The 19,662-nt window shown below is 61.9% G+C and carries 17 protein-coding genes; 12 read left to right on the plus strand and 5 right to left on the minus strand.

Annotated elements, in window-relative coordinates:
- Positions 1-132: 132 nt before the first annotated feature.
- From P0D80_RS33235 to P0D80_RS33250, 4 genes are all read left to right on the plus strand, one after another.
- Complete coding sequence (locus P0D80_RS33235; RefSeq protein WP_408180123.1) at positions 133-483, plus strand: ribbon-helix-helix domain-containing protein; 351 nt, start codon at positions 133-135, stop codon at positions 481-483.
- A gap of 868 nt (positions 484-1,351) precedes the next feature.
- Positions 1,352-2,368, plus strand: a complete 1,017-nt coding sequence (locus P0D80_RS33240) for a DUF6531 domain-containing protein (protein ID WP_408290320.1) — start codon at positions 1,352-1,354, stop codon at positions 2,366-2,368.
- A gap of 1,170 nt (positions 2,369-3,538) precedes the next feature.
- Positions 3,539-3,847, plus strand: a complete 309-nt coding sequence (locus tag P0D80_RS33245) for a DUF3658 domain-containing protein (RefSeq protein WP_408257936.1) — start codon at positions 3,539-3,541, stop codon at positions 3,845-3,847.
- A gap of 303 nt (positions 3,848-4,150) precedes the next feature.
- The gene (locus P0D80_RS33250; protein WP_132373722.1) at positions 4,151-4,531 is read left to right on the plus strand and encodes a DUF5594 family protein; all 381 of its coding nucleotides are present in this window, start codon (positions 4,151-4,153) and stop codon (positions 4,529-4,531) included.
- Positions 4,532-4,592: 61 nt separating this feature from the next.
- Here P0D80_RS33250 and P0D80_RS33255 read toward each other — a convergent pair whose 3' ends face one another.
- From P0D80_RS33255 to P0D80_RS33265, 3 genes are all read right to left on the minus strand, one after another.
- The gene (locus P0D80_RS33255) at positions 4,593-6,173 is read right to left on the minus strand and encodes a methyl-accepting chemotaxis protein (protein WP_408290241.1); all 1,581 of its coding nucleotides are present in this window, start codon (positions 6,171-6,173) and stop codon (positions 4,593-4,595) included.
- A 22-nt stretch (positions 6,174-6,195) separates the two neighbouring features.
- The gene (locus tag P0D80_RS33260; protein ID WP_408290243.1) at positions 6,196-7,995 is read right to left on the minus strand and encodes a methyl-accepting chemotaxis protein; all 1,800 of its coding nucleotides are present in this window, start codon (positions 7,993-7,995) and stop codon (positions 6,196-6,198) included.
- Between the two features lie 269 nt (positions 7,996-8,264).
- Positions 8,265-9,656: an aminotransferase-like domain-containing protein gene (locus tag P0D80_RS33265; RefSeq protein ID WP_408290245.1), complete on the minus strand. Its 1,392-nt coding sequence runs from the start codon at positions 9,654-9,656 to the stop codon at positions 8,265-8,267.
- A 352-nt stretch (positions 9,657-10,008) separates the two neighbouring features.
- Between P0D80_RS33265 and P0D80_RS33270 the strand changes: the two genes are divergently transcribed.
- Genes P0D80_RS33270 through P0D80_RS33305 form a run of 8 tightly spaced genes read left to right on the plus strand, consistent with a single transcriptional unit; the run spans position 10,009 to position 16,995 of the window.
- On the plus strand, positions 10,009-10,491 hold the full coding sequence (locus tag P0D80_RS33270) for an MSMEG_0572/Sll0783 family nitrogen starvation response protein (protein ID WP_054040483.1): 483 nt from the start codon (positions 10,009-10,011) through the stop codon (positions 10,489-10,491).
- A 19-nt stretch (positions 10,492-10,510) separates the two neighbouring features.
- Positions 10,511-11,557 carry a Nit6803 family nitrilase gene (locus P0D80_RS33275; protein WP_408180077.1) on the plus strand — a complete coding sequence of 349 codons (1,047 nt, stop codon included), beginning with the start codon at positions 10,511-10,513 and terminating at the stop codon, positions 11,555-11,557.
- On the plus strand, positions 11,550-12,620 hold the full coding sequence (locus P0D80_RS33280) for an MSMEG_0568 family radical SAM protein (protein WP_408290322.1): 1,071 nt from the start codon (positions 11,550-11,552) through the stop codon (positions 12,618-12,620). Before P0D80_RS33275 ends, P0D80_RS33280 begins: the two co-directional genes overlap by 8 nt.
- Positions 12,621-12,622: 2 nt before the next feature.
- Entirely contained in the window at positions 12,623-13,234 is a 612-nt protein-coding gene (locus tag P0D80_RS33285) for an MSMEG_0567/Sll0786 family nitrogen starvation N-acetyltransferase (protein WP_408290248.1), read from the plus strand.
- Complete coding sequence (locus tag P0D80_RS33290; protein WP_408290250.1) at positions 13,231-14,214, plus strand: sll0787 family AIR synthase-like protein; 984 nt, start codon at positions 13,231-13,233, stop codon at positions 14,212-14,214. Before P0D80_RS33285 ends, P0D80_RS33290 begins: the two co-directional genes overlap by 4 nt.
- Positions 14,211-15,380 (plus strand): MSMEG_0565 family glycosyltransferase, encoded by a 1,170-nt coding sequence (locus P0D80_RS33295; protein WP_408290252.1) that lies wholly within the window; start codon positions 14,211-14,213, stop codon positions 15,378-15,380. The genes P0D80_RS33290 and P0D80_RS33295 overlap by 4 nt, the downstream gene beginning before the upstream one ends.
- Positions 15,381-15,394: 14 nt before the next feature.
- On the plus strand, positions 15,395-15,679 hold the full coding sequence (locus tag P0D80_RS33300; protein WP_408290254.1) for an MSMEG_0570 family nitrogen starvation response protein: 285 nt from the start codon (positions 15,395-15,397) through the stop codon (positions 15,677-15,679).
- A 26-nt stretch (positions 15,680-15,705) separates the two neighbouring features.
- Entirely contained in the window at positions 15,706-16,995 is a 1,290-nt protein-coding gene (locus tag P0D80_RS33305; protein WP_408290256.1) for an MSMEG_0569 family flavin-dependent oxidoreductase, read from the plus strand.
- A gap of 98 nt (positions 16,996-17,093) precedes the next feature.
- Here the strand turns inward: P0D80_RS33305 and P0D80_RS33310 are convergent, their stop codons facing one another.
- On the minus strand, positions 17,094-19,205 hold the full coding sequence (locus P0D80_RS33310; RefSeq protein ID WP_408290258.1) for a phosphocholine-specific phospholipase C: 2,112 nt from the start codon (positions 19,203-19,205) through the stop codon (positions 17,094-17,096).
- An 81-nt stretch (positions 19,206-19,286) separates the two neighbouring features.
- The gene (locus tag P0D80_RS33315; protein WP_408180124.1) at positions 19,287-19,613 is read right to left on the minus strand and encodes a hypothetical protein; all 327 of its coding nucleotides are present in this window, start codon (positions 19,611-19,613) and stop codon (positions 19,287-19,289) included.
- Positions 19,614-19,662: the final 49 nt, after the last annotated feature.

Here is a 19,662-nt window from a genome sequence, read left to right on the forward strand (position 1 = left end):
ACCAGCACCGGGGGGGGGCGGCGGGGCGGGGCCGGCCGGGGGGGGGGTGTGTTGTGCGGCGGGGGGGGGGGGGGGGGGGGGTCAATTACACCCGGCCGGGGGCCCCGCGCCTGGAAACCGGGAGTGAACGTTATGTGTCGGATATACATCAACGCCGATCCGATCCTGTATGAATCGCGCACGCGCTCGTTGCGCATTCACGGCGTGATCACCACGGTCCGGCTGGAGAATCTGTTCTGGGACGTGCTACACGAAATCGCCGCGCGCGAGAGCATGACGACCAGCCAGTTCGCCGTGAAGCTCTACGACGAACTGATCGCGCTGCGCGGCGAAATGCCGACTAACTTCGCATCGTTTTTGCGGGTGTGCTGTTTGCGCTATCTGTCGATGCGCACGGAGAAGGGCGACAGTGCGCCCGATGCGGTGCCCGAGCCGGCAAGCGTGTTGAACGAAACGAGGCCGCGGATTCTGAAGACGGTTTGATGCGAGAGGGCAGCGCGAAGCCGCAGTTACGGTTTCTTCTGCATTGCATCAACGCATCATTGGTGCTTCGGGGCCTTCACAGAAGGAGCCTGCGTTTCGGGAAGTCGCCTTCGCTTTTCCACCGCCCCGGCCGTTGACGTCGCGTCAGTTGCCGCTTGACAGTGACAAAGCGGCGAGTGGCGTAGCGCGTTAGGAAGTAGTTACCCCGGCCGAGCGCGCCTGATAGCTGTCGGATTTCATCGGCGCCGCCTTGACGCGCGGGCACAATTTTCCAGTCCGCCTCGCCGGTTCCGGCGAGCATCGGCGCGCGGCTTTTGCCATCGTCCGCAGTGTATTACGCCGGTCCCACCGACTGCCGTCCCGGTATCAGGATTTCCGTGGCCGGGCCGCTGTACGAACCCATCGGCGCCACGGCGCCCACCTTCTTCAGAAGCAGGACCGGCGCAAGCTAGCGGTGCAAAGGCGCGGCTTCCATGCGAGCGAGCGGATAGTCGGCGTCGGTCAATATCGCGCCAGCCTGCTCGGCTTATGCGCCTTATGCGATTGTGCGCAAATGGGAAACTGATCGGAGGTGCAATTTAGGATTCCTCCTATTCTCTTGGTCGCTTCAACCTAGTGAAGTGTTGGCGGCAATATCAATTTCTAACACGCATTGGGGTTTGGGAGCTTGATGAACTACGAAGAATGTTTTAACGGGGCAACAAGAATACTAGCTCGGACTGCCACCGCACTTGCTTGCTTGCTCATGAGCGCTCATGTGAGTGCAGACGGTGGCGACTCGCTTTGTCTCGGCCTCTACGGCAAATCCGGCGCTTCACCGGGTACGCCTGCGTGTGTTCTAACCGTTACGTCAAATACCCCAGTCGGGATGGGTAGCTATAACTGCCCAAACAATCGACCTCTCATTGAGAGCTGGTGCGGGACCCCCTCTCCGGCCGATCCCGACAAAAATTGTGCGGCCGCCGATCCGGTCCTTCCGGCAAATGGGGTGACCATCTTAACGGAAACTGATTTTGCAAGCGGCGACGATACACCTTTAAAGTTCATTCGCTCATATCGGTCATCACCGTTTATCAGGACCGACGCGGGTATTGGTGTCAGCTGGTTCCATAATTGGCAAAGACAGCTCGGGCTGGCAAATGCGGGCGGAAATCCACCGCAAGTTAGCGCGTACCGACCGGAGGGAGGTCGAGTCGTCTTTGCGAAGTCCGGCGACGCATGGCGAGTCGTGGATGGTTCGCCGCTGAGCCTAACGCAGCAGTCGTCGTCGTGGACGCTGAAAGACCTGCTTACCGAAACGGAAACGTATTCGGCTCAGGGCGTCCTACAGTCCGTCAGTACCCGGACGAACATGACCACCAGTCTCACCTATAGCGACTCCAGTACGCCGATGAGCATTGCACCGGCATCGGGGCTCCTCATATCCATTAGGCAGCACGCCGCCGGTTCCAATCCGAACATCGATCTGAGGATTCAACTCGCCTACGATTCGCAACAGCGCATCATTCAAATGACCGACCCTACCGGTGCTGTTACACGGTACGGGTATGACACGCACAACAATCTCGTTTCCGCTACGTTGCCGGACGGCAATGTACGCCGCTACGTCTATGACGATAAGCGATTTCTTGCGGTTCTCACTGGAATCATTGATGAGGGCGGCTCGCGCGCAGCGACGTGGGCATACGATGAGCAAGGCCGAGTTGTTGCTGTAAGCCATCCCGACACGACAAAGAATGTGCAACTATCCTATGGCGGTGGTTCGACCACACTTACAGACGGCAAAGGATATACGTTTCTCGCGTCGTCGCTGATCGCTGGTATGCAGCGACCAACCGTAGTGAATTCGACGTTTGCTAACTCAGACGTCGGGCAATGGAGATAGCGCCACCTATACTTACGATGATGCTGGGCGTCCGACAAAATCGGTGAGAACGACGACGTCTGGCACTGCCATAACCTCGATACGGTATGCCGACGCAACGAGTCTATTGCCCTCGTTGATCGCATCCCCTGGATGGATGCGTTCTTACGTCTATGACACGAACGGCAACACAACGGGGATTAGCGAACTGTCTACGGACGATCCGACGGGTGTCAAAGGTTTCGATGCGTCAACGGCCGGAGGTCAAACGCGCACCTATGGGATGGCCTACGACCCAACGAATCTACTGCTGTTCGCTCAGATGTACGAGAACGGAATCAAAACGGGAGAATGGTCATATGTGGTGGACGCGTACGGTAGCCTCCGCCAGAGCACAAATCGTATCAATCTTTCCTCTCAAACAATATCGATTCGGGATCAAGCGCATAGAGCCGCACAGATCAATGGTCCGGGCTTCACCGCAAGTATCGCTTATGACTCACGCGGACGAGTGACTATCTTCTGGTACAGCGAACAAGCCGGCGTGCTCAACGGAAATGCATCGCGCACATTGAAGGTCAATTTCGCCTACACAGCGAATGGGGATGTGTCATCACGGACCGCAACCGTTTCAACCAACCAAGGGCCTGACGTTGCAATAACAAGTGATGAGATTGACACATGGCTCAGCAATTACGAGAGGGGCATTACGCCCGCTGGGCCGCCACCGAATCATGTAGGGGCAGAAAAAAGTATGCTCGGGGCAGCGAACCAGACTGAACCCTTGTGTGTACTATGCTATCTGAGAGCGGCCAATCCAGTCGCCCAGCGGCTCTACTACGGAGAGTCCAATCGGTGGGCAAACCCGCTTGACACGGGACCAAATCTGCCCAGTACGCCGAAGAAAATCCTTGCTGCGGCTAAGTGCACTGACGGCTGTGCGGCTGAGAAGGCAGCGTGCAGGACTTTATGTTCTACAGCGCGTTATGATCCCGACATGCGCAACATCTGGGGCGGCTCAATGCGCAGATGTATGATGGGTTGCATCCCCGCTCGATGCGGGGGTAATTGAGGCAATACAACCGCGCACCGACGCAGCAAACGTTCACTTAGGAGCAGGCGGGCTCTTGCATCATCCGGGCCGCCTATTTGAAAAACACGCTCTATTCCGTTTTAAGGCAGACTTCTGGAATGAAAGATCGAAAACAAAAAAAGACGCCTTCGATAACTTCGATTCAAGCGCAATTAGTGGACAACCTGGATTCGAAGCAGTTATTTCAGATTGACGAGGCGATTCTGCAAAATGTTACGCACGACTGGCGGAAGGTGGCGATGGTCGCGGGAATGGCGATGATTCAAAACAAGGGCCACCTTAAAGGGGTCCCCGATGTCTTTTATGCGCGAAGGATCGAGATGCTGGCGTCGGATGGAAAACTTGAAATATCCGGCGATGCAATGGAAATGCGGCATAGTGAAGTCCGGTTGCCGACGAAGACATAGGCGCGGTCAATCACGGCGATGCCAGAGTTGGTCGATGCATTGCTGCTCAAAGGGGCGCGGCTCGGAACTTCGCGATGCTGCGTCGTATTGCCCTGAATCTGCTCGAACGCAATACGTCCTCATGGGTAGGACTGAAGAGCCGCTGTCTCAAGGCTTGCACCGACGATCGATATCGCGCCAGTCTGATCGACTTATGAGCCTTGTGCGATTGCCCTGATGCCGCCGCGGCGGATCCACAACCGGCGCGCACCTCCGCGCGTGCTACGATGTCTAGCTCATCACGCACAAAAGTCGGAGACACAGATGCGTCCCGAGAGCGCCGCCCGTTTCGATGAACAATTCGCGCCTCGCATCGCCGAGGCGATTGCCGCCTGTTTCGCCACTACGGTGCATACCGAAGTGCTGCCGTACGGTGGCCATGGACGTCCCACACGCGTGCGAATTCATGCAACGCCCATCGAAGATATGGGACATTACCCGTATCCGTTGAATCTGTATCTGACCTGGGACAGCGACGAGATCGAGAGACTGATGGGCGAGGAAGGGCCGTCGCGTTTCGCCGGCTACCTGGCCGCGTTGCCGCGCAAGCTTGCAGGCTGGGATCATGCGCGCGAACTGGATTTTCTCTCGCATACGCAGGCCGATCCTCTGGTTTTGATCGGCGGACTCGACTTCGAGTCGTAAGCGGCGCATTGCGCGCCGCTTCATCCTCACACGACAACAGGCGCCGCGCGGCGCCGATCCCTCAAGCCGCGGCGCCCAGCCTGAAGAAACTCACGCTTTGCACCAGCCCCGATGCCTTGCTTTGCACCGCATCGGCCGCGGCGGCTGCCTGTTCGACGAGCGCCGCGTTGCTTTGCGTCACCTGGTCCATCTGCGTGACGGCATCGTTTACTTCCGCGATACCCGCTGCCTGATCGACGCTCGCCGTCGCGATCGATTCGACGATACGCGTCACGCTGCCGGCGCTTTCCACCACACCGTCCATCGTATTGCTCGCGTGATTGATCAGTTGCGTGCCAGCGTCGATCGTGGCGACCGACTCGCGAATCAACGCCTTGATCTCGTGCGCGGCATCGGCGGAACGTTGCGCGAGACTGCGTACTTCGCTCGCCACCACCGCGAAGCCGCGCCCTTGCGTGCCGGCACGGGCCGCTTCGACCGCGGCGTTGAGCGCGAGGATATTGGTCTGCGCCGCGATCGCTTCCACCACCGCGATGATATCGACGATGCGCTTGGACGCCGCGTCGATCTGGCCCATCGTGCGCACCGCGTCGCTCATGACGGCGCCGCCTTCGCGCGCGGCTTGCGCGGCGGTTTGCGCGAGCGTCGTGGCCTCGCGCGCATTGGCGGCGTTGCGCTGAACCGAGTCGGTGAAGTGCTGCATCGACGCAGCGGTTTCTTCGAGCGAGGCCGCTTGCTGTTCGGTGCGCGCGGACAGGTCGAGGTTGCCCGCCGCGATCTCCTGCGTGGCCGACGAAATCGTCGTCGCGCCTTCACGAATCTCGCTGACGATATGCCGCAAGCGCTGGTTCATGTCGTTGAGCGCGATGAGCAACTGGCCGGTTTCGTCGCGGCTCATCACCGCCACGTCCGCGCGCAAATCGCCTGCTGCGACCGCCTGCGCGACGCCCACGGCCTGCCTGACCGGCAGCGTGATGCTGCGGCTGAGAAACCAGACCGCGAATGCACCGACGCCGAGCGAACCGATCACGACCGACAGCAACAGCACCGTGGCGATCGTATAGGAGCGTTCCGCCGCTTCGCTCGTGCGCACATTGGAGTCTTGCGCCTGCTGCATCACCGTGGCGACGATGTCGTCGATCGCGGCCGTCGGCGCGCGGTCGATGCCCTTCACGAGACCGTCCACTACGTGCGCGGTGTTCGGATCGCCGGCATCGTAATGCTTGAGTGCATCGAGGTAGCTGTCCTGCAACGAGGCATGCGTGGCGAGCGCCTTGTCGACACCGTTCACGTTGGCACCCAACGCATTCAACTGATCCTTCAGGCGCAGCAGGGCGGCGTGCGTCGTGCCGCTTTCCTTGCCGAAGGCATCACGGTACTTGACGAACGCAGCCGGATCGGCGCCGCGCAACAACAGGTCCTTCCATTCCTGCACCTGCTTCTTGAACTCGACCTGCGCGACGCGCGCCGTGTCGGCGGCTTGCGCGTATTGACTGAGCGATTGCGCCGACTGGATTTGCAGCTCATGCGTTTTCAACAACGCGTGCCAGCCTTCCAGACCCACGATCATCGTCGCGGCTAACAACACCGCGCCGAGCAACGCCAATTTAACGGCGATCTTCAGATTTCTATAGAACGTCACTGCGATGTCCCAGGTAAGGCGTTTAATCGAGTTTGAATTGCGTCACCGCGCTTGCGAGGCTCACGGCCTGGCTTTGCAGCGCGGCGGCGGCCGCTGTGGATTCCTCGACCAGCGCGGCGTTCTGTTGAACCATCTCGTCGAGCTGGCTGACCGCGCGGTTCACTTCCTGAATGCCGCGCGTCTGCTCGTTGGCGGCCTGGGTGATTTCGGAAATGATGGTCGTCACGTTGGCGACGTTGCTGACGATCTCCGTCATCGTCTCGCCGGCCTGGCGCACCTGACCGGAACCCGACGTGACGCTGGCCACGGTCGATTCGATCAGCGCCTTGATTTCCTTCGCCGCCTGCGCGCTGCGTTGCGCGAGGCTGCGCACTTCGCCGGCCACGACCGCGAAACCGCGGCCCTGTTCGCCCGCGCGCGCGGCTTCCACCGCGGCGTTCAACGCGAGGATGTTGGTCTGGAACGCAATGCCGTCGATCACGCCGATGATGTCGGAGATCTTCACCGACGCATGCTGGATCTCGCCCATCGTCGCAATCACTTCGGAGATCACCACGCCGCCGCGCGAGGCGACCTGCGAGGCGGAGACGGCGGTATCGTCGGCCTGCTTCGCGGCGCTTGCCGATTGCGTGACGGTCGAGGTGATTTCCTCCATCGACGCGGCGGTTTGCTGCAAGCTCGCCGCGGCCGATTCCGTGCGGCCCGACAGATCGACGTTGCCCGCCGCGATTTCGTTCGCGGCCACGCGCACCGATTCGCTGGCGTCGCGAATCTGGCGCATCACGTGGCTGAGTTTGTCGATGAAGGTGTTGAACGAACGCGCGATCTGCGCGACTTCGTCGTTGCCGGCGGCCGGCAGGCGTTGTGTGAGATCGCCTTCGCCGGAGCCGATGGCGTCCATGGCGTCGCGCACTTTCGACAGACGCTGAAACGAAACAGCCGTGACCGCCGCCACGACCGCGGCGGCGATGCCGGCGATCACGATCAGCGCGATCACCGAAGCGGTCAGCAGCGAACGCATGCCGGCCGTCGCTTCGGCTTTGTCGAGCGCGACGACCGCGTACCAATCCGTGCCGGGAATCGCTTGGGCACGCATCAGCTTCGTGCTGCCGTTCACGTCCATTTCCAGCGGACGGTCGGTACTGAAGAGGGCGGCGAGCTTGTCGCTCGTCAGGGCCGGCGCCACGTCGGAGACCGGCTTCAAGGTTAGTTTCGCGTCGGGATGCGCGACGATATGGCCGCTCGCATCGATCAACATGCCGAAGCTCGCCGGCGTCGGATGAATCGACTTGACGTTGGCGATCACGCTGTCCATCGCGACGTCGCCGGAGACTACGCCTTTCACCGCGCCGTCGCGCACCACGGGCGCGGCGAACGCTACCACCAGTTTGCCCGTGCCCACGTCCACGTACGGCGGCGTCACCACCGGCTTGCCCGCCGCGGCGGCCTGCTTGTACCAGGGACGGCCGGTCGGATCGTAGTCGGGCGGAATGCCGGTCGGGTCGGAGAACTTGGCGGTCTTGTCCGCGTAGCCGACATACACGTTCGTGAACTTGCCGGCCGCGGCGATCTGCTTCAGCGCGGCGGACGGATCGGCTTGCAGCACTGCGTCCTGCAACGAGTTGATCATCTGGCTGTTGGCGGCGACCCAGTCGCTGATGCCGTCCGCGTGACCGCTTTCGACCGCGGTCAGGCTGCTGTCGATCGCATCGGCGTTGTACGAGTTGGCGACGACATAGTTGAGAACCGCGTTGGCGGCGAGCGCGACCACAACGATAGCGACGCACAGGGCGACGATGCGCGCGCGAATGGAGGTGAACATGTCGGGAGTCTTTCGGAGTGAGCGGTGAACCGGAGTCGGTGAGGCGGGGGCCTCACACGCTGTATACGGCTTCAACAAGTGGGACTTGAGCGGCGATTGCTTTCAATTGCTCACCAACGGCGGGAGAGCCGTGCGGGGCGGCGTGTCGACTGTCGGCGAAATACTTCTTGCGGGTTGGCGTTTTCAATGCGTGCGGAAACAGCGTTTCGCTGCACGCTGGTAAGCGGCCGGTGATGCGCTGTATTCGTATGACAATAACGCCGATCGCCTTACATGACTGGAGAATGCAAATGATGCGGATGGTCGAGTGTCTCCGCCACGATGCGCAACGCCTCCTCGCATTCGTCGCGCGTTTTCGATCCGCCGAGACAGACGCGCATGGCGTTGGGCGGATTGCCATCGGTGGAAAATGCGGCGCCCGCCACGGCGGCGATCCCCTGATTGCGCAACTGCAAGGCGAGTTCGGACGCGCTCCAGCCGCTTTCCACCGGCACCGGCAACCACAAATGAAAGCCATCCTGATGCGCTTCGTAAGGCCACGCTTCGAGCATGCGGGAGGCAATCGCCTGGCGAGCGCGCGACTCGTTGCGGATCGCGTTGAGCATGTCCGCAGCGGTCCCGTCCGCGATCCACTGCGTCGCGAGCGTGACCGTGAACGGACTCGCCATCACGGTGGTGGCGCGTAATGCGCCGGCTAGCCGCTGTGTTTGCCGCGGCGTCGGCGCATGCAGATGCGCGACGCGCAAACCGGCGCCGAAGCTCTTCGACAAACCGGTCACGTAATACGTCAGTTCGGGCGCGAAACTCGCGAGCGCATCGGGCGCGCTCTGCGGCAGCATTGCGTACGCATCGTCTTCGATGATCGGCACGCTGTAGCGCAGCGCCACGTCGGCGAGCGCCTCGCGCCGTTTGTGCGTGAGCGTCAGCGTGCTCGGATTCTGCAGCGTCGGATTGCAATAGAACGCGCTCGGCTTGTCCGTCTTGCAGAGCGCTTCGAAGGCATGAGCGAGCGGCCCTTCGTCGTCGCGTGGCAACGCTTGCAGACGCACGCCGAGTTGCGCGGCGATCGCCTTGATGCCGGGGTAGGCAAGTGCATCGAGACAGATGGTGCCGCCGGGCCGCGCGAGTTGGGAGACGAGCGCCACCAGCGCGCTATGGATGCCGGGGCACACCAACACGTTTTGCGCGTCGCAATGCGGCACGCGGCGCCTCAGCCATTCGGCACCCGCGTCCTTGTCGGCCGCCGAGCCGCCGAAGTCCTGATAACGGAGCAACTGATAAGGATCGCTATCGGCCATCTGCCGCGCGGCGGATTCGCGCAGGCGGATCACGTAATCGGGCGGCTCGGGCGGAGTGTTCATCGACATTTCGATGCTGCTGCCGCCTGCGAGCGGCAAGGTGGCCGTACGGCCGCGCACGAACGTGCCGCTGCCGGCGCGCGAATCGAGCAGGCCACGTTTGCGTGCTTCGGCGTAGGCGCGCGCCACCGTCGTGTAGTTCAGCGCGAGTTCCAGGGCGAGATCGCGCAATCCCGGCAAGCGGTCGCGCGGACGCAGCCGCCCGGTGGCGAGATCTTCTTCGATCAGATCGGGAATCGCCAGATAGGCCGGCTTGCGAATGTCGGCGAGACGTTTGATCCAGTGATGTGTCGGGCTGCTCATTGCCTTCGGGTCTCTATTCACGTTGAAAGAAGTTGATCGCATCCGCATGCGATCAATGATCGGATTGATCGACCGTGGTGAATGACTGCACCATGCCGACACGTCGTTATGCGCGAATCGCACATGGGTGGTGCGGTAGAACCCCGCCAACGGCGTTAGCGCGGTATGTCTGAGTCGTATGCAACCTTCGCGCCAAAAATTTTTTCGAGTCGCACTTCGAATCGAGACGGAATTGATTGCTGATTGATCGCATTCGCCTGGCCGATCAATGGCACGGCCGTTGCATTGGAAGAAGCGCGCACAGCTTGAACGCGCGCCCTCTTTTACTTAGCAAACCTGATCGGAGAGTGTCATGCCAGCCGTCAACAAACCGCTGCATCAGAAAGGCGATTACCTTGTCGACTACGAGGAGAAAGTCTTCGAAGACGTGAAAGCCGAGCCGGGCGAGAAGGCGCTCGTCACGTTTCACACGGTCGCGTTCGAAGGCTCGATCGGCTTCGTCAATCTGCTGCAGGCGACGCGCCTGCAACGCAAGGGCTTCGAAACCTCGGTGCTGCTGTATGGACCGGGCGTCACACTCGGTCTGCAACGCGGCTTTCCCACGCTCGGCGACGAAGCGTTTCCCGGTCATCTGAACTTCAACAAGCAACTGATGAAGTTCATGGAAGAGGGCGGCAAGGTCTACGCGTGCCGCTTCGCGCTGCAGGCACTGTATGGCCACGGGGAAGCCTCGCTGATAGAAGGCATCCGGCCGATCAGTCCGCTCGACGTGCTCGACATCCAGTTGCTTCACCGCAAGGACAACGCGTTGATCATCCATACGTGGACGGTTTGACGAAAGGCGAGTGACCACCATGTCCGAAAAATCGACGGGCAAGCGCGTCGTGCGCGCCGCAGCGGTTCAGATCGCGCCCGACTTCGAGCGCAGCGGCGGCACGCTCGAAAAGGTCTGCGAGGCAATCGAAAAAGCCGCACGCGATGGCGTGCAACTGATCGTGTTTCCCGAAACCTTCGTGCCGTATTACCCCTACTTCTCTTTCGTGCGGCCGCCCGTTGCGTCCGGCGCCGATCACATGAAACTCTACGAAGAGGCCGTGATCGTGCCGGGCCCGGTGACGCATGCGGTGGCCGAGCAGGCGCGTTTGCATCGGATGGTGGTGGTGCTCGGTGTCAACGAGCGCGATCACGGCAGCCTTTACAACACGCAGTTGATCTTCGACGTGGATGGCCGGATCGTCCTCAAGCGCCGCAAGATCACGCCGACGTTTCATGAACGGATGATCTGGGGGCAGGGCGACGCAGCGGGTTTGACGGTGGCGAATACGGCGGTGGGGCGAGTCGGTGCGCTTGCCTGCTGGGAGCACTACAACCCGCTCGCGCGTTATGCGTTGATGACGCAACACGAAGAGATTCATTGCAGTCAGTTTCCCGGTTCGCTGGTGGGGCCGATCTTCGCCGATCAGATCGAGGTGACGGTCCGGCATCACGCGTTGGAGTCGGGTTGCTTCGTCGTGAATGCGACGGGGTGGCTCACCGAAGCGCAGATTGCGTCCGTGACGCCGGATACGAATTTGCAGAAGGCGCTGCGCGGCGGCTGCAATACCGCGATCGTGTCGCCGGAAGGCCAGCATCTTGCCGAGCCGCTGCGCGAAGGCGAAGGCATGGTGATCGCCGACCTCGATATGGCGCTGATCACCAAGCGCAAACGCATGATGGATTCGGTCGGCCATTACGCGCGCCCCGAGTTGCTGAGCCTCGCGATCAACCGGCGTCCTGCGGAAACCGTGGCGCCGATGCCGGCGTGGCCGGCCGCCGCGAGCGCCGATTTCAATTCAACCGAAGGAGGATGCGATGAGCGCCAGCGAGTCGCTGTCGGCGCAGAGCCGGCAATTGATGACTGAATTGCAGTCCGCCGGTCTGCGGCTCGTCTCGCCGGATGCGGGCGCGGCGAGCCGGCGCGGCGGCGCGGGACCGTCTGACCACAAGGCGGTGACGGTGGACGGGGTGACGATCATGGTGCCCGTGCATACGAGCACCGCGTGGCACTCGCCCTTCGTCGCGCAGACGCCCGATGCGAGTGGTTCGAGCGCGCTGCTGCGCGGCACGATTCCGATCGCCAACATCAGCTTTCCGAAAGCGCCGCGTTTTTACTCGATGCAGACGCTAGACGGCGTGCCGTACTCGCATATCGCCGCATTGCACAGTGCGGACGTGCTCGCGACCACCGTGTTGCAAACCTGTATTCGCTACGAGAGCCGGCGCAAGAGTTGCAAGTTCTGTGCAATCGGGCAGTCGCTCGCGGCGGGCCGCACGATTGCGCGCAAGACACCGGAGCAACTCGCGGAAGTGGCGCGCGCGGCCGTATTGCTCGACGGCGTGAAGCATATGGTGTTGACCACTGGCACGCCGCCCACGCCGGATCGTGGCGCGCAGATTCTGTGCGAGAGCGCATTCGCGATCAAGGCCGCGGTCGACCTGCCGATCCAGGCGCAATGCGAGCCGCCCGACGACGATCGCTGGTTCGCGCGCATGAAAGCGAGCGGCATCGACACACTCGGCATGCATCTCGAAGTCGTGACGCCCGCTTTGCGCGAATGGATCATGCCGGGCAAGGCGAGCGTGCCGCTGTCGCGCTACATGGAAGCGTTCGAGTCCGCCGTGGCCGTATTCGGGCGCGGGCAGGTCAGTACCTACATTCTCGCCGGGCTCGGCGATAGCGCGGAAGCCATCCTGACGATGTCGCGCGAACTAATCGAGCTCGGCGTGTATCCGTTCGTCGTGCCGTTCGTGCCGATCAGCGGCACGCCGCTCGAAGATCATCCGGCGCCCACGCCTGAATTCATGAAGTCGGTGTTGCAGCCGCTTGGCGGCATGCTCAATGCCGCTGCCATGCGCTCGATCGATATCAAGGCGGGCTGCGGCAAATGCGGCGCGTGTTCGTCGCTGTCATCGTACGAGGAGTGATCATGTTCGGTGAAGCGATTGCAGGCGAGGCGCTGGATGGTGACGTCGTTTTCGCGCCATATGCGCCGGGCGAATTCCGTATCAAGTGGACCACGTTGAATTGGGAAGCCGAAGAGGCGTTCAAATTGCGGCGCGCTGTGTTCTGCGTCGAGCAGGGCATTTTCGTCGGCGATGATCGCGACGATATCGATCAGCATGCACAGCAACTGGTCGCCGTCAGTTGTCTCGGCGGTATACCGGAGCAGGTGGTCGGCACCGTACGCATTCATCGCGATCACGACAACGTGTGGTTCGGTTCGCGCCTCGCCGTGCATGCGGCGTTTCGCCGACATGGAAAGATCGGTGCGACGCTGATTCGTCTCGCGGTGAGCAGCGCGCATGCGCTCGGCTGTGAGACGTTCCTGGCGCATGTGCAGAGCCAGAATGTGCCGCTCTTTCGCGCGATGTATTGGGACGTGCTCGCGGAGGAAACCTTGCTGGGCAGACCGCATCATCTGATGCAGGCGCAATTGGACCGCTATCCGCCGTGCGTGACGCCTAATGGCGGCTTTGTCACGCGCACGCAAACGCAAGCGTATTCGCGTCGTCTCGAACCCGCGCGGAGTGGGGCATGAGCGTCGCCGATCTCGTCGCCGGCTTGCGCGAAAGCCGCGGGTTCCGGCACAAGACCGATATTGTCGACGTGGTCGGCGCGCTGGCGAAGCGTTTGCCTCGCGGCACGCACGATCTCGCTCAAGCCGTGGCGCTCGGCGACGACTGTGCCGCGCTCGCCGATGGCGACGGCTATCTGCTCTTTGCGATCGAAGGCATGGTCAGCGATTTCGTGAGCACCATGCCGTGGTTCGCCGGCTACAGCAGCGTGATGGTCAACGTCAGCGATATCTATGCAATGGGCGGGCGGCCGTTGGCGGTGGTGGACGCGCTTTGGAGTCCGGGCCTTGGCGCTGCGGACCAAGTGCTGGCGGGCATGGCGGCGGCCTCTGTCGCGTATGGCGTGCCGATTGTCGGCGGCCATACGAATACGCGCAGCGACGCGGCGCAACTGGCGGTGTCGATTATCGGCCGCGCCAAGACGTTGCTGTCGAGCTTCAACGCGAAACCGGGCGACAGTCTGATGATGGCAGTCGATCTACGCGGCCGTTTCGAAGAACCGTATCCGTTCTGGAATGCTTCCGTGGACGCACCGCCCGAGCGTCTGCGCGGCGATCTCGAACTGCTGCCTCAACTGGCGGAAAGCGGTCTGTGCGACGCCGCGAAAGATATCAGCATGGCGGGCACGCTCGGCACGGCGCTGATGTTGCTCGAATGTTCGAAGGTGGGAGCGCGGATCGATCTCGCGTGCATTCCCAAGCCTGACGGTGTGGCGCTGGAGCGCTGGGTGACTGCCTTTCCGAGTTTCGGCTATTTGCTTTCCGTGCGGCCGGAGCATGTCGATGCCGTGCAGGGGCAATTCGACGCGCGTGCCCTCGCGTGTGCGGTGATCGGTTCCGTTGATGCAACGAGCGAGGTTGTTCTGCATCAGCGGGACGATGTTGCGGCGCTATGGGACTTTCAGCGCGAGCCGTTCATCGTCGGGAAGGGTGATACGAAATGAACGCGTTGCGTATCGCCTTGCTGACGCACTCGGTCAATCCGCGCGGCGGCGTCGTGCATACGCTGGAACTGGCGGCGGCGTTGACGATGCTTGGGCACGACGTGACGGTGTTCGTGCCGGCCGCGTCTGGCGAGACGCTGTTTCGTCTGCCGGCGTGCCGCGTGGTGTATGCACCTATCTTATTGGCTCAGGCCGATACCGTTGCGATGGTCGAAGCGCGGATCGATGCGTTCCGGCGAGCACTCATCGAACACGACGCAAGCGCGTTCGACGTGCTGCACGCGCAGGACAGCATCAGCGGCAATGCACTCGCCGAGATGAAAGCGGAGGGATTCATTCACGGCTTCATGCGTACGGTTCACCACCTGGATCATTTCAACGATCTCAAGTTGGCAGCCTGGCAACAGCGCGCGTATCAGGACGCGGATCAGGTGTTGTGTGTGAGTGATACATGGGCGCGTGAAATGCAATCCATGTATGGCATTAGTGCCATCACTGTGTCGAACGGCGTGGACGTGAAGCGTTTTTCTTCGCAGCCGGATCAACACGACGCGCAACTCAGGCAGCGCTTCGGCATCGACGGTGGACCTATCGTGCTGGCAGTGGGCGGCATCGAAGCACGCAAGAACACACTGGCGCTGCTCGAAGCGTTCGCATTCATGCGCCGCAATGTGCCTCAAGCGCAGCTGGTTATCGCGGGCGGTGCGAGTCTGCTTGATCACGATGCCTATACCAGCCGCTTGCTGCAACGCGCAGGCGAGTTGGGTCTGTCCATCGGCCCGCATGAAAGCGTCATGGTGACGGGTCCGCTCGAAGACGCTGTCATGCCCGCGCTGTTTCGCTGCGCCGATGTCCTCTCAATGGTGTCGTTGCGAGAAGGTTTCGGTCTCGTCGTGTTGGAGGCGCTCGCGAGCGGCACGCCGGTGGTGGCCTCGTCGATTGCGCCATTCACCGAGTATCTCGACAACACCACTTGCTACTGGGCCGATCCACTCGACGTCAATTCGATCGCCGCGGCACTAGGGCGTGCATTGGGCGGCCGTGGAGTCGACTTCGAGCACGCCGTGCCTGCGTTGCTCGCGCGCTTTAGCTGGGCCGCGAGCGCGCAGCATCACGTAGACGTCTACCGCCGTTTCCTCGCGAAGCGCGCTCTGCTTGCTCATTGATTCGAGGATTAGCGATGCCTGTCATGCACTTTCGCATTCAATGGCCAGATGGCGACGAAGCGAACTGCTATTCGCCTTCGCTCGTGATCGGCGACTTTTTCACACCGGGCGAGGCCTACGCGTTGGAAGATTTCGTCGCGCGATCGCGGCAGGCGCTGGGCATCGCGTCCGAGCGAGTGCGCGAGAAATACGGCTTTGCCTGCTCGGCGGCGATGGACCAGCTTGCGCAGATCGAGCGCGACGCGGCGCGCTTTCGCGATCGTCCGGAGGCGACCGTCAGGGTTATCGAATTCAGCTAGGCGCTTATTCTTTCAGAGGACGCATCATGTCGAATCCAGCACATCACGTGCGCGCCGAGGGCCATTACAGCGTGCTCGTCATCGGCGGCGGGCAGGCGGGTCTGTCGGTCAGCTATTACCTCAAGCAGTCCGGCATCGACCATCTGGTCGTGGAGAAGAACACCGTGACGCACACGTGGCGTGAGCAGCGCTGGGACGCGTTCTGTCTTGTCACGCCGAATTGGCAATGTGCGCTGCCCGGTTATCCGTATCGTGGCGACGATCCACACGGCTTCATGAAAAAGGATGAGATCGTTGCGTATCTCGACGGTTTCATTGAACACGTCGATGCGCCGCTGATGGAGCGCACTGAAGTCAAGCGCGTCAAGCAGCGCGACGACGGCGTCTATTCGATCACCACGACGCAGGGCGATTTCACCGCGGATCAGGTGGTGGTGGCCTCGGGCGGCTATCACACGCCTATCGTGCCGCGCCTTGCCGAGCGCTTGCCCGCGCGGATCGTACAACTGCAGTCGTCGGCGTATCGCAATCCGCAGGCTCTGCCTGATGGCGCGGTGATGGTGGTCGGCACGGGGCAGTCCGGCGCGCAGATCGCAGAAGATTTGCATCTGGCCGGCCGCAAGGTCGTACTCGCAGTCGGCGAGGCGCCGCGTTGCGCGCGTTTCTATCGAGGCCGCGACGTGGTCGACTGGCTCGCCGACATGCAGTACTACGACATGCCGGTCGAAAAGCATCCGTTGCGCGAAGGCGTGCGCGATAACACCAATCATTACGTGACGGGCCGCGACGGTGGCCGCGATATCGATCTGCGCAAGTTCGCCGCCGAAGGCATGGAGTTGTACGGCCGCCTCGACGATCTGCGCGACGGGCAATTCCATTTCTCGCCCACGCTCGCGGCCAATCTCGATGCGGCGGACGATACGTATAACCGGATCAACGTGAGCATCGACGGCTTCATCGAGAAGCACGGTATCGACGCGCCGCAGGGTGGCGCATACGAACCGGTCTGGCGTCCAGCGCAAGAGCGCACTACGCTCGATGTAGAAGCGAGCGGGATTGCCGCGATCATCTGGTGTATCGGCTTTACGCCGGACTTCAGCTGGCTCGACGCCCCCGTGTTCAACGGTCGCGGTTATCCGGCGCATACGCGCGGCATCACACCAATCGACGGCTTGTATTTCGTCGGCTTGCCGTGGCTGCATACGTGGGGCTCGGGGCGTTTCTCCGGCGTCGCGCGCGATGCGGAGTTCATCGTGCACGCGATTCGCGAGAAGGCACGCGAGCGCGCGTCCTTATCGGCCGCCGTCGCCGCGTGACGTTGCCAGGCGCAAGTGCCACGAATGGAGCAAAAAAACGGCCGCTGTGTTCTACATCGCAGCGGCCGTTGTATTTCACCGAAGCTTTCGGCTAAGGCTTAACTACCCAGCGCCGGATCGCTCATGCTGCTCTTGCCGGTCTCGACGTGTCCGGCAAAGCGCCGCGCGAACAGCGGATCAGTATTGGCCGTAATGGCCAGGTCGTACCAACCGTGGGCGTTGCGCAGATCGAGGTAGAGCTGGTCGGTATCGCCGCCGCGTACCGTACGCCTGATCACGTTGTTCGGGTCGTACGCGTTGATGATCTTGAACTGGGAAGGCGCGCTGCCCACGTTCTCGAGGCGCAATTGCAGATTGCCGTTCGCGACGTCATAACCTTCCTCAACTTCAGGCCGCGCGATGTCGGAGCCGTTCCACCAGCTGCGCGAGACCGGCTTGCCCGCGAAGCGGCGCAGAAAGCCATTCGGGCCGTACACAGTGAAGTCATAGCTGCCGTCGGCGTTCAACGGAAGCTGATCCTGCAGGCGCTTGCCGGCTTCGACCGTATACGTGCACGGCGCGTCGAGACCGTGAGCGGCGTAGACGAGAAACACCGCGCCGGCGCGGCCCGTGTTGACGAAACGCATCGTGAGCTGGTTCGTCGCGCCTTCGCCATGTACGCGCACGAACAACTCGTACGGCACCGCGCGAGCGGGGCGCACGCCGGGTTCCTGTTTCGGCACCGCCTGGATGGCCGGCGGCAGCGGCACATAATCGGGATGACGGTTCTGATCGGGCGGCACGTAGCCGCTCGTGCCCGGCAGCGTCGGGAAGGCGTCGTTCGGATTGCTGAAGTTGAACGCCGACAGCAGGTCGCCGCATACCGCGCGGCGCCACGGTGTGATGTTGGATTCGCCGAGATTGCGCTCATGACCGAAACGCTTTTCGATGAAACGGATCACCGACGTGTGGTCGAACAGTTCCGAGCACACGTAACCGCCTTTCGACCACGGCGACACCACCAGCATCGGCACGCGCGGTCCGAGTCCGTACGGGGCGGCGGGAATCTTCGCATCGCCGGGATAGATTTCGTTGCTGGTATCGACGGTGGACAAACCGTTCGCGCTCGACGACGGTGCGAACGGCGGCGACACGTGGTCGAAGAAGCCGTCGTTCTCGTCGTAATTGATCAGCAAGACCGTCTTGCTCCATACCTCGGGATTCGACGTGAGAATCTGCAAGACCTGGTCGATGTACCACGCGCCGTAATTCGTCGGCCAGTTCGGATGCTCGGAATAGGCTTCGGGCGCGACGATCCACGACACTTGCGGCAAAGCATTATTCTGCACGTCGCGCTTGAGGATATCGAAATAGCCGTCGCCCTTTGCGGCGTTCGTGCCGGTGCGTGCGTTGTCGTAGAGCGGATTGCCGGGCTGCGCGTTGCGGTACTGATTGAAGTAGAGCAGCGAGTTGTCGCCGAAGTTGCCGATGTACGGGTTCTGCGTCCAGCCCCACGCGCCGTTCGCGTCGAGACCGGTGCCGATGTCCTGATAGATCTTCCACGAGATGCCGGCGTTTTGCAGCACTTCGGGATACGTGGACCAGCCGTAGCCGAGCTCGGAGTTGTCGATCACCGGACCGCCGCCGCTGCCGTCGTTGCCCACCCAGCCGCTCCACATGTAGTAGCGGTTCGGGTCCGTCGGTCCCATCAGCGAGCAGTGGTACGCGTCGCAGATCGTGAACGCGTCGGCGAGCTGATAGTGAAACGGAATGTCCTCGCGCGTGAAATAGGCCATTGTCGTGGCGCTCTTGGCGGGCACCCATTGATCGTAGCGGCCGCCGTTCCATGCCGCGTGCGTGCTGGTCCAGTCGTGCGCGAGATCCTGCAGGAATTGCAGACCCAGATTGGGCGCGGTGGGGCGGAACGGCAGCACGTAGCCGACGTCCGCCGCGAGCGGCTGATACCACACGGGCTTGCCGTTCGGCAAATTGATCGCGCGCGTATCGCCGAAACCGCGGACGCCCTTGAGCGTGCCGAAGTAGTGGTCGAACGAGCGGTTTTCCTGCATCAGCACGACGATGTGCTCGACGTCGCGGATCGTGCCGGTCTTGTTGTTGGCAGGAATGGCGAGCGCGTTGCGAATGCCCAGCGGCAGCATGCTCAACGCGGTGGCGGAACCGGCTGCATGCGCGGCGGAGCGCAGAAAATCACGGCGATTTTTTGAGGTCATGGTATTGGCTTTTGATCTTCGGTGGAGGAACGAGGCACGTGGCGCGCGAGCCTCGCCCGCGCGTCGCGTGACACGCAAAACTCAGTCGACGGTGTGGATCACAGGTGTGGCGAGCGGCGTCGACGCGGCGGCGGACAATGCCGGATCGGCGCTTGATGCGGGTAGTGCAGGGGTTTGAATCGTCAGTGCTGGGGGCGCGGGTGAAGCGGAAGATGGATTCGCCGACAGAACCGTGGCGGCGCTGCTGTCGCCGGCGGAACTCTCGGTAGAACTAAGGGCGCGTGTGTCCGGGGATTTGTCGTCGTCGTTGCCGCAAGCGCCGAGCAGCATGCAGAGCGACACGGCGGCCAGTGCGCCTGCCAAACGTTTGCGATGGAAGGCAATAGACGGCTGCGACACAACAGACATGGCAATGTCTCCGGCACGGGGAAGTTGCGCCAGGGCATCCATGTGCCCA

Source organism: Paraburkholderia sp. RL17-373-BIF-A, assembly GCF_046030175.1.
In the GTDB taxonomy this organism is placed as follows: Bacteria; Pseudomonadota; Gammaproteobacteria; order Burkholderiales; family Burkholderiaceae; genus Paraburkholderia.

What these genes read in the sequence shown, in the direction of transcription:
- P0D80_RS33235 (WP_408180123.1), top strand. Translation starts at nt 133, where the DNA reads ATGTGTCGGATATACATCAACGCCGATCCGATCCTGTATGAATCGCGC.
- P0D80_RS33240 (WP_408290320.1), top strand. Translation starts at nt 1,352, where the DNA reads ATGGGTAGCTATAACTGCCCAAACAATCGACCTCTCATTGAGAGCTGG.
- P0D80_RS33245 (WP_408257936.1), top strand. Translation starts at nt 3,539, where the DNA reads ATGAAAGATCGAAAACAAAAAAAGACGCCTTCGATAACTTCGATTCAA.
- P0D80_RS33250 (WP_132373722.1), top strand. Translation starts at nt 4,151, where the DNA reads ATGCGTCCCGAGAGCGCCGCCCGTTTCGATGAACAATTCGCGCCTCGC.
- P0D80_RS33260 (WP_408290243.1), bottom strand. Translation starts at nt 7,995, where the DNA reads ATGTTCACCTCCATTCGCGCGCGCATCGTCGCCCTGTGCGTCGCTATC.
- P0D80_RS33265 (WP_408290245.1), bottom strand. Translation starts at nt 9,656, where the DNA reads ATGAGCAGCCCGACACATCACTGGATCAAACGTCTCGCCGACATTCGC.
- P0D80_RS33270 (WP_054040483.1), top strand. Translation starts at nt 10,009, where the DNA reads ATGCCAGCCGTCAACAAACCGCTGCATCAGAAAGGCGATTACCTTGTC.
- P0D80_RS33275 (WP_408180077.1), top strand. Translation starts at nt 10,511, where the DNA reads ATGTCCGAAAAATCGACGGGCAAGCGCGTCGTGCGCGCCGCAGCGGTT.
- P0D80_RS33280 (WP_408290322.1), top strand. Translation starts at nt 11,550, where the DNA reads ATGACTGAATTGCAGTCCGCCGGTCTGCGGCTCGTCTCGCCGGATGCG.
- P0D80_RS33285 (WP_408290248.1), top strand. Translation starts at nt 12,623, where the DNA reads ATGTTCGGTGAAGCGATTGCAGGCGAGGCGCTGGATGGTGACGTCGTT.
- P0D80_RS33290 (WP_408290250.1), top strand. Translation starts at nt 13,231, where the DNA reads ATGAGCGTCGCCGATCTCGTCGCCGGCTTGCGCGAAAGCCGCGGGTTC.
- P0D80_RS33295 (WP_408290252.1), top strand. Translation starts at nt 14,211, where the DNA reads ATGAACGCGTTGCGTATCGCCTTGCTGACGCACTCGGTCAATCCGCGC.
- P0D80_RS33300 (WP_408290254.1), top strand. Translation starts at nt 15,395, where the DNA reads ATGCCTGTCATGCACTTTCGCATTCAATGGCCAGATGGCGACGAAGCG.
- P0D80_RS33305 (WP_408290256.1), top strand. Translation starts at nt 15,706, where the DNA reads ATGTCGAATCCAGCACATCACGTGCGCGCCGAGGGCCATTACAGCGTG.
- P0D80_RS33310 (WP_408290258.1), bottom strand. Translation starts at nt 19,205, where the DNA reads ATGACCTCAAAAAATCGCCGTGATTTTCTGCGCTCCGCCGCGCATGCA.
- P0D80_RS33315 (WP_408180124.1), bottom strand. Translation starts at nt 19,613, where the DNA reads ATGTCTGTTGTGTCGCAGCCGTCTATTGCCTTCCATCGCAAACGTTTG.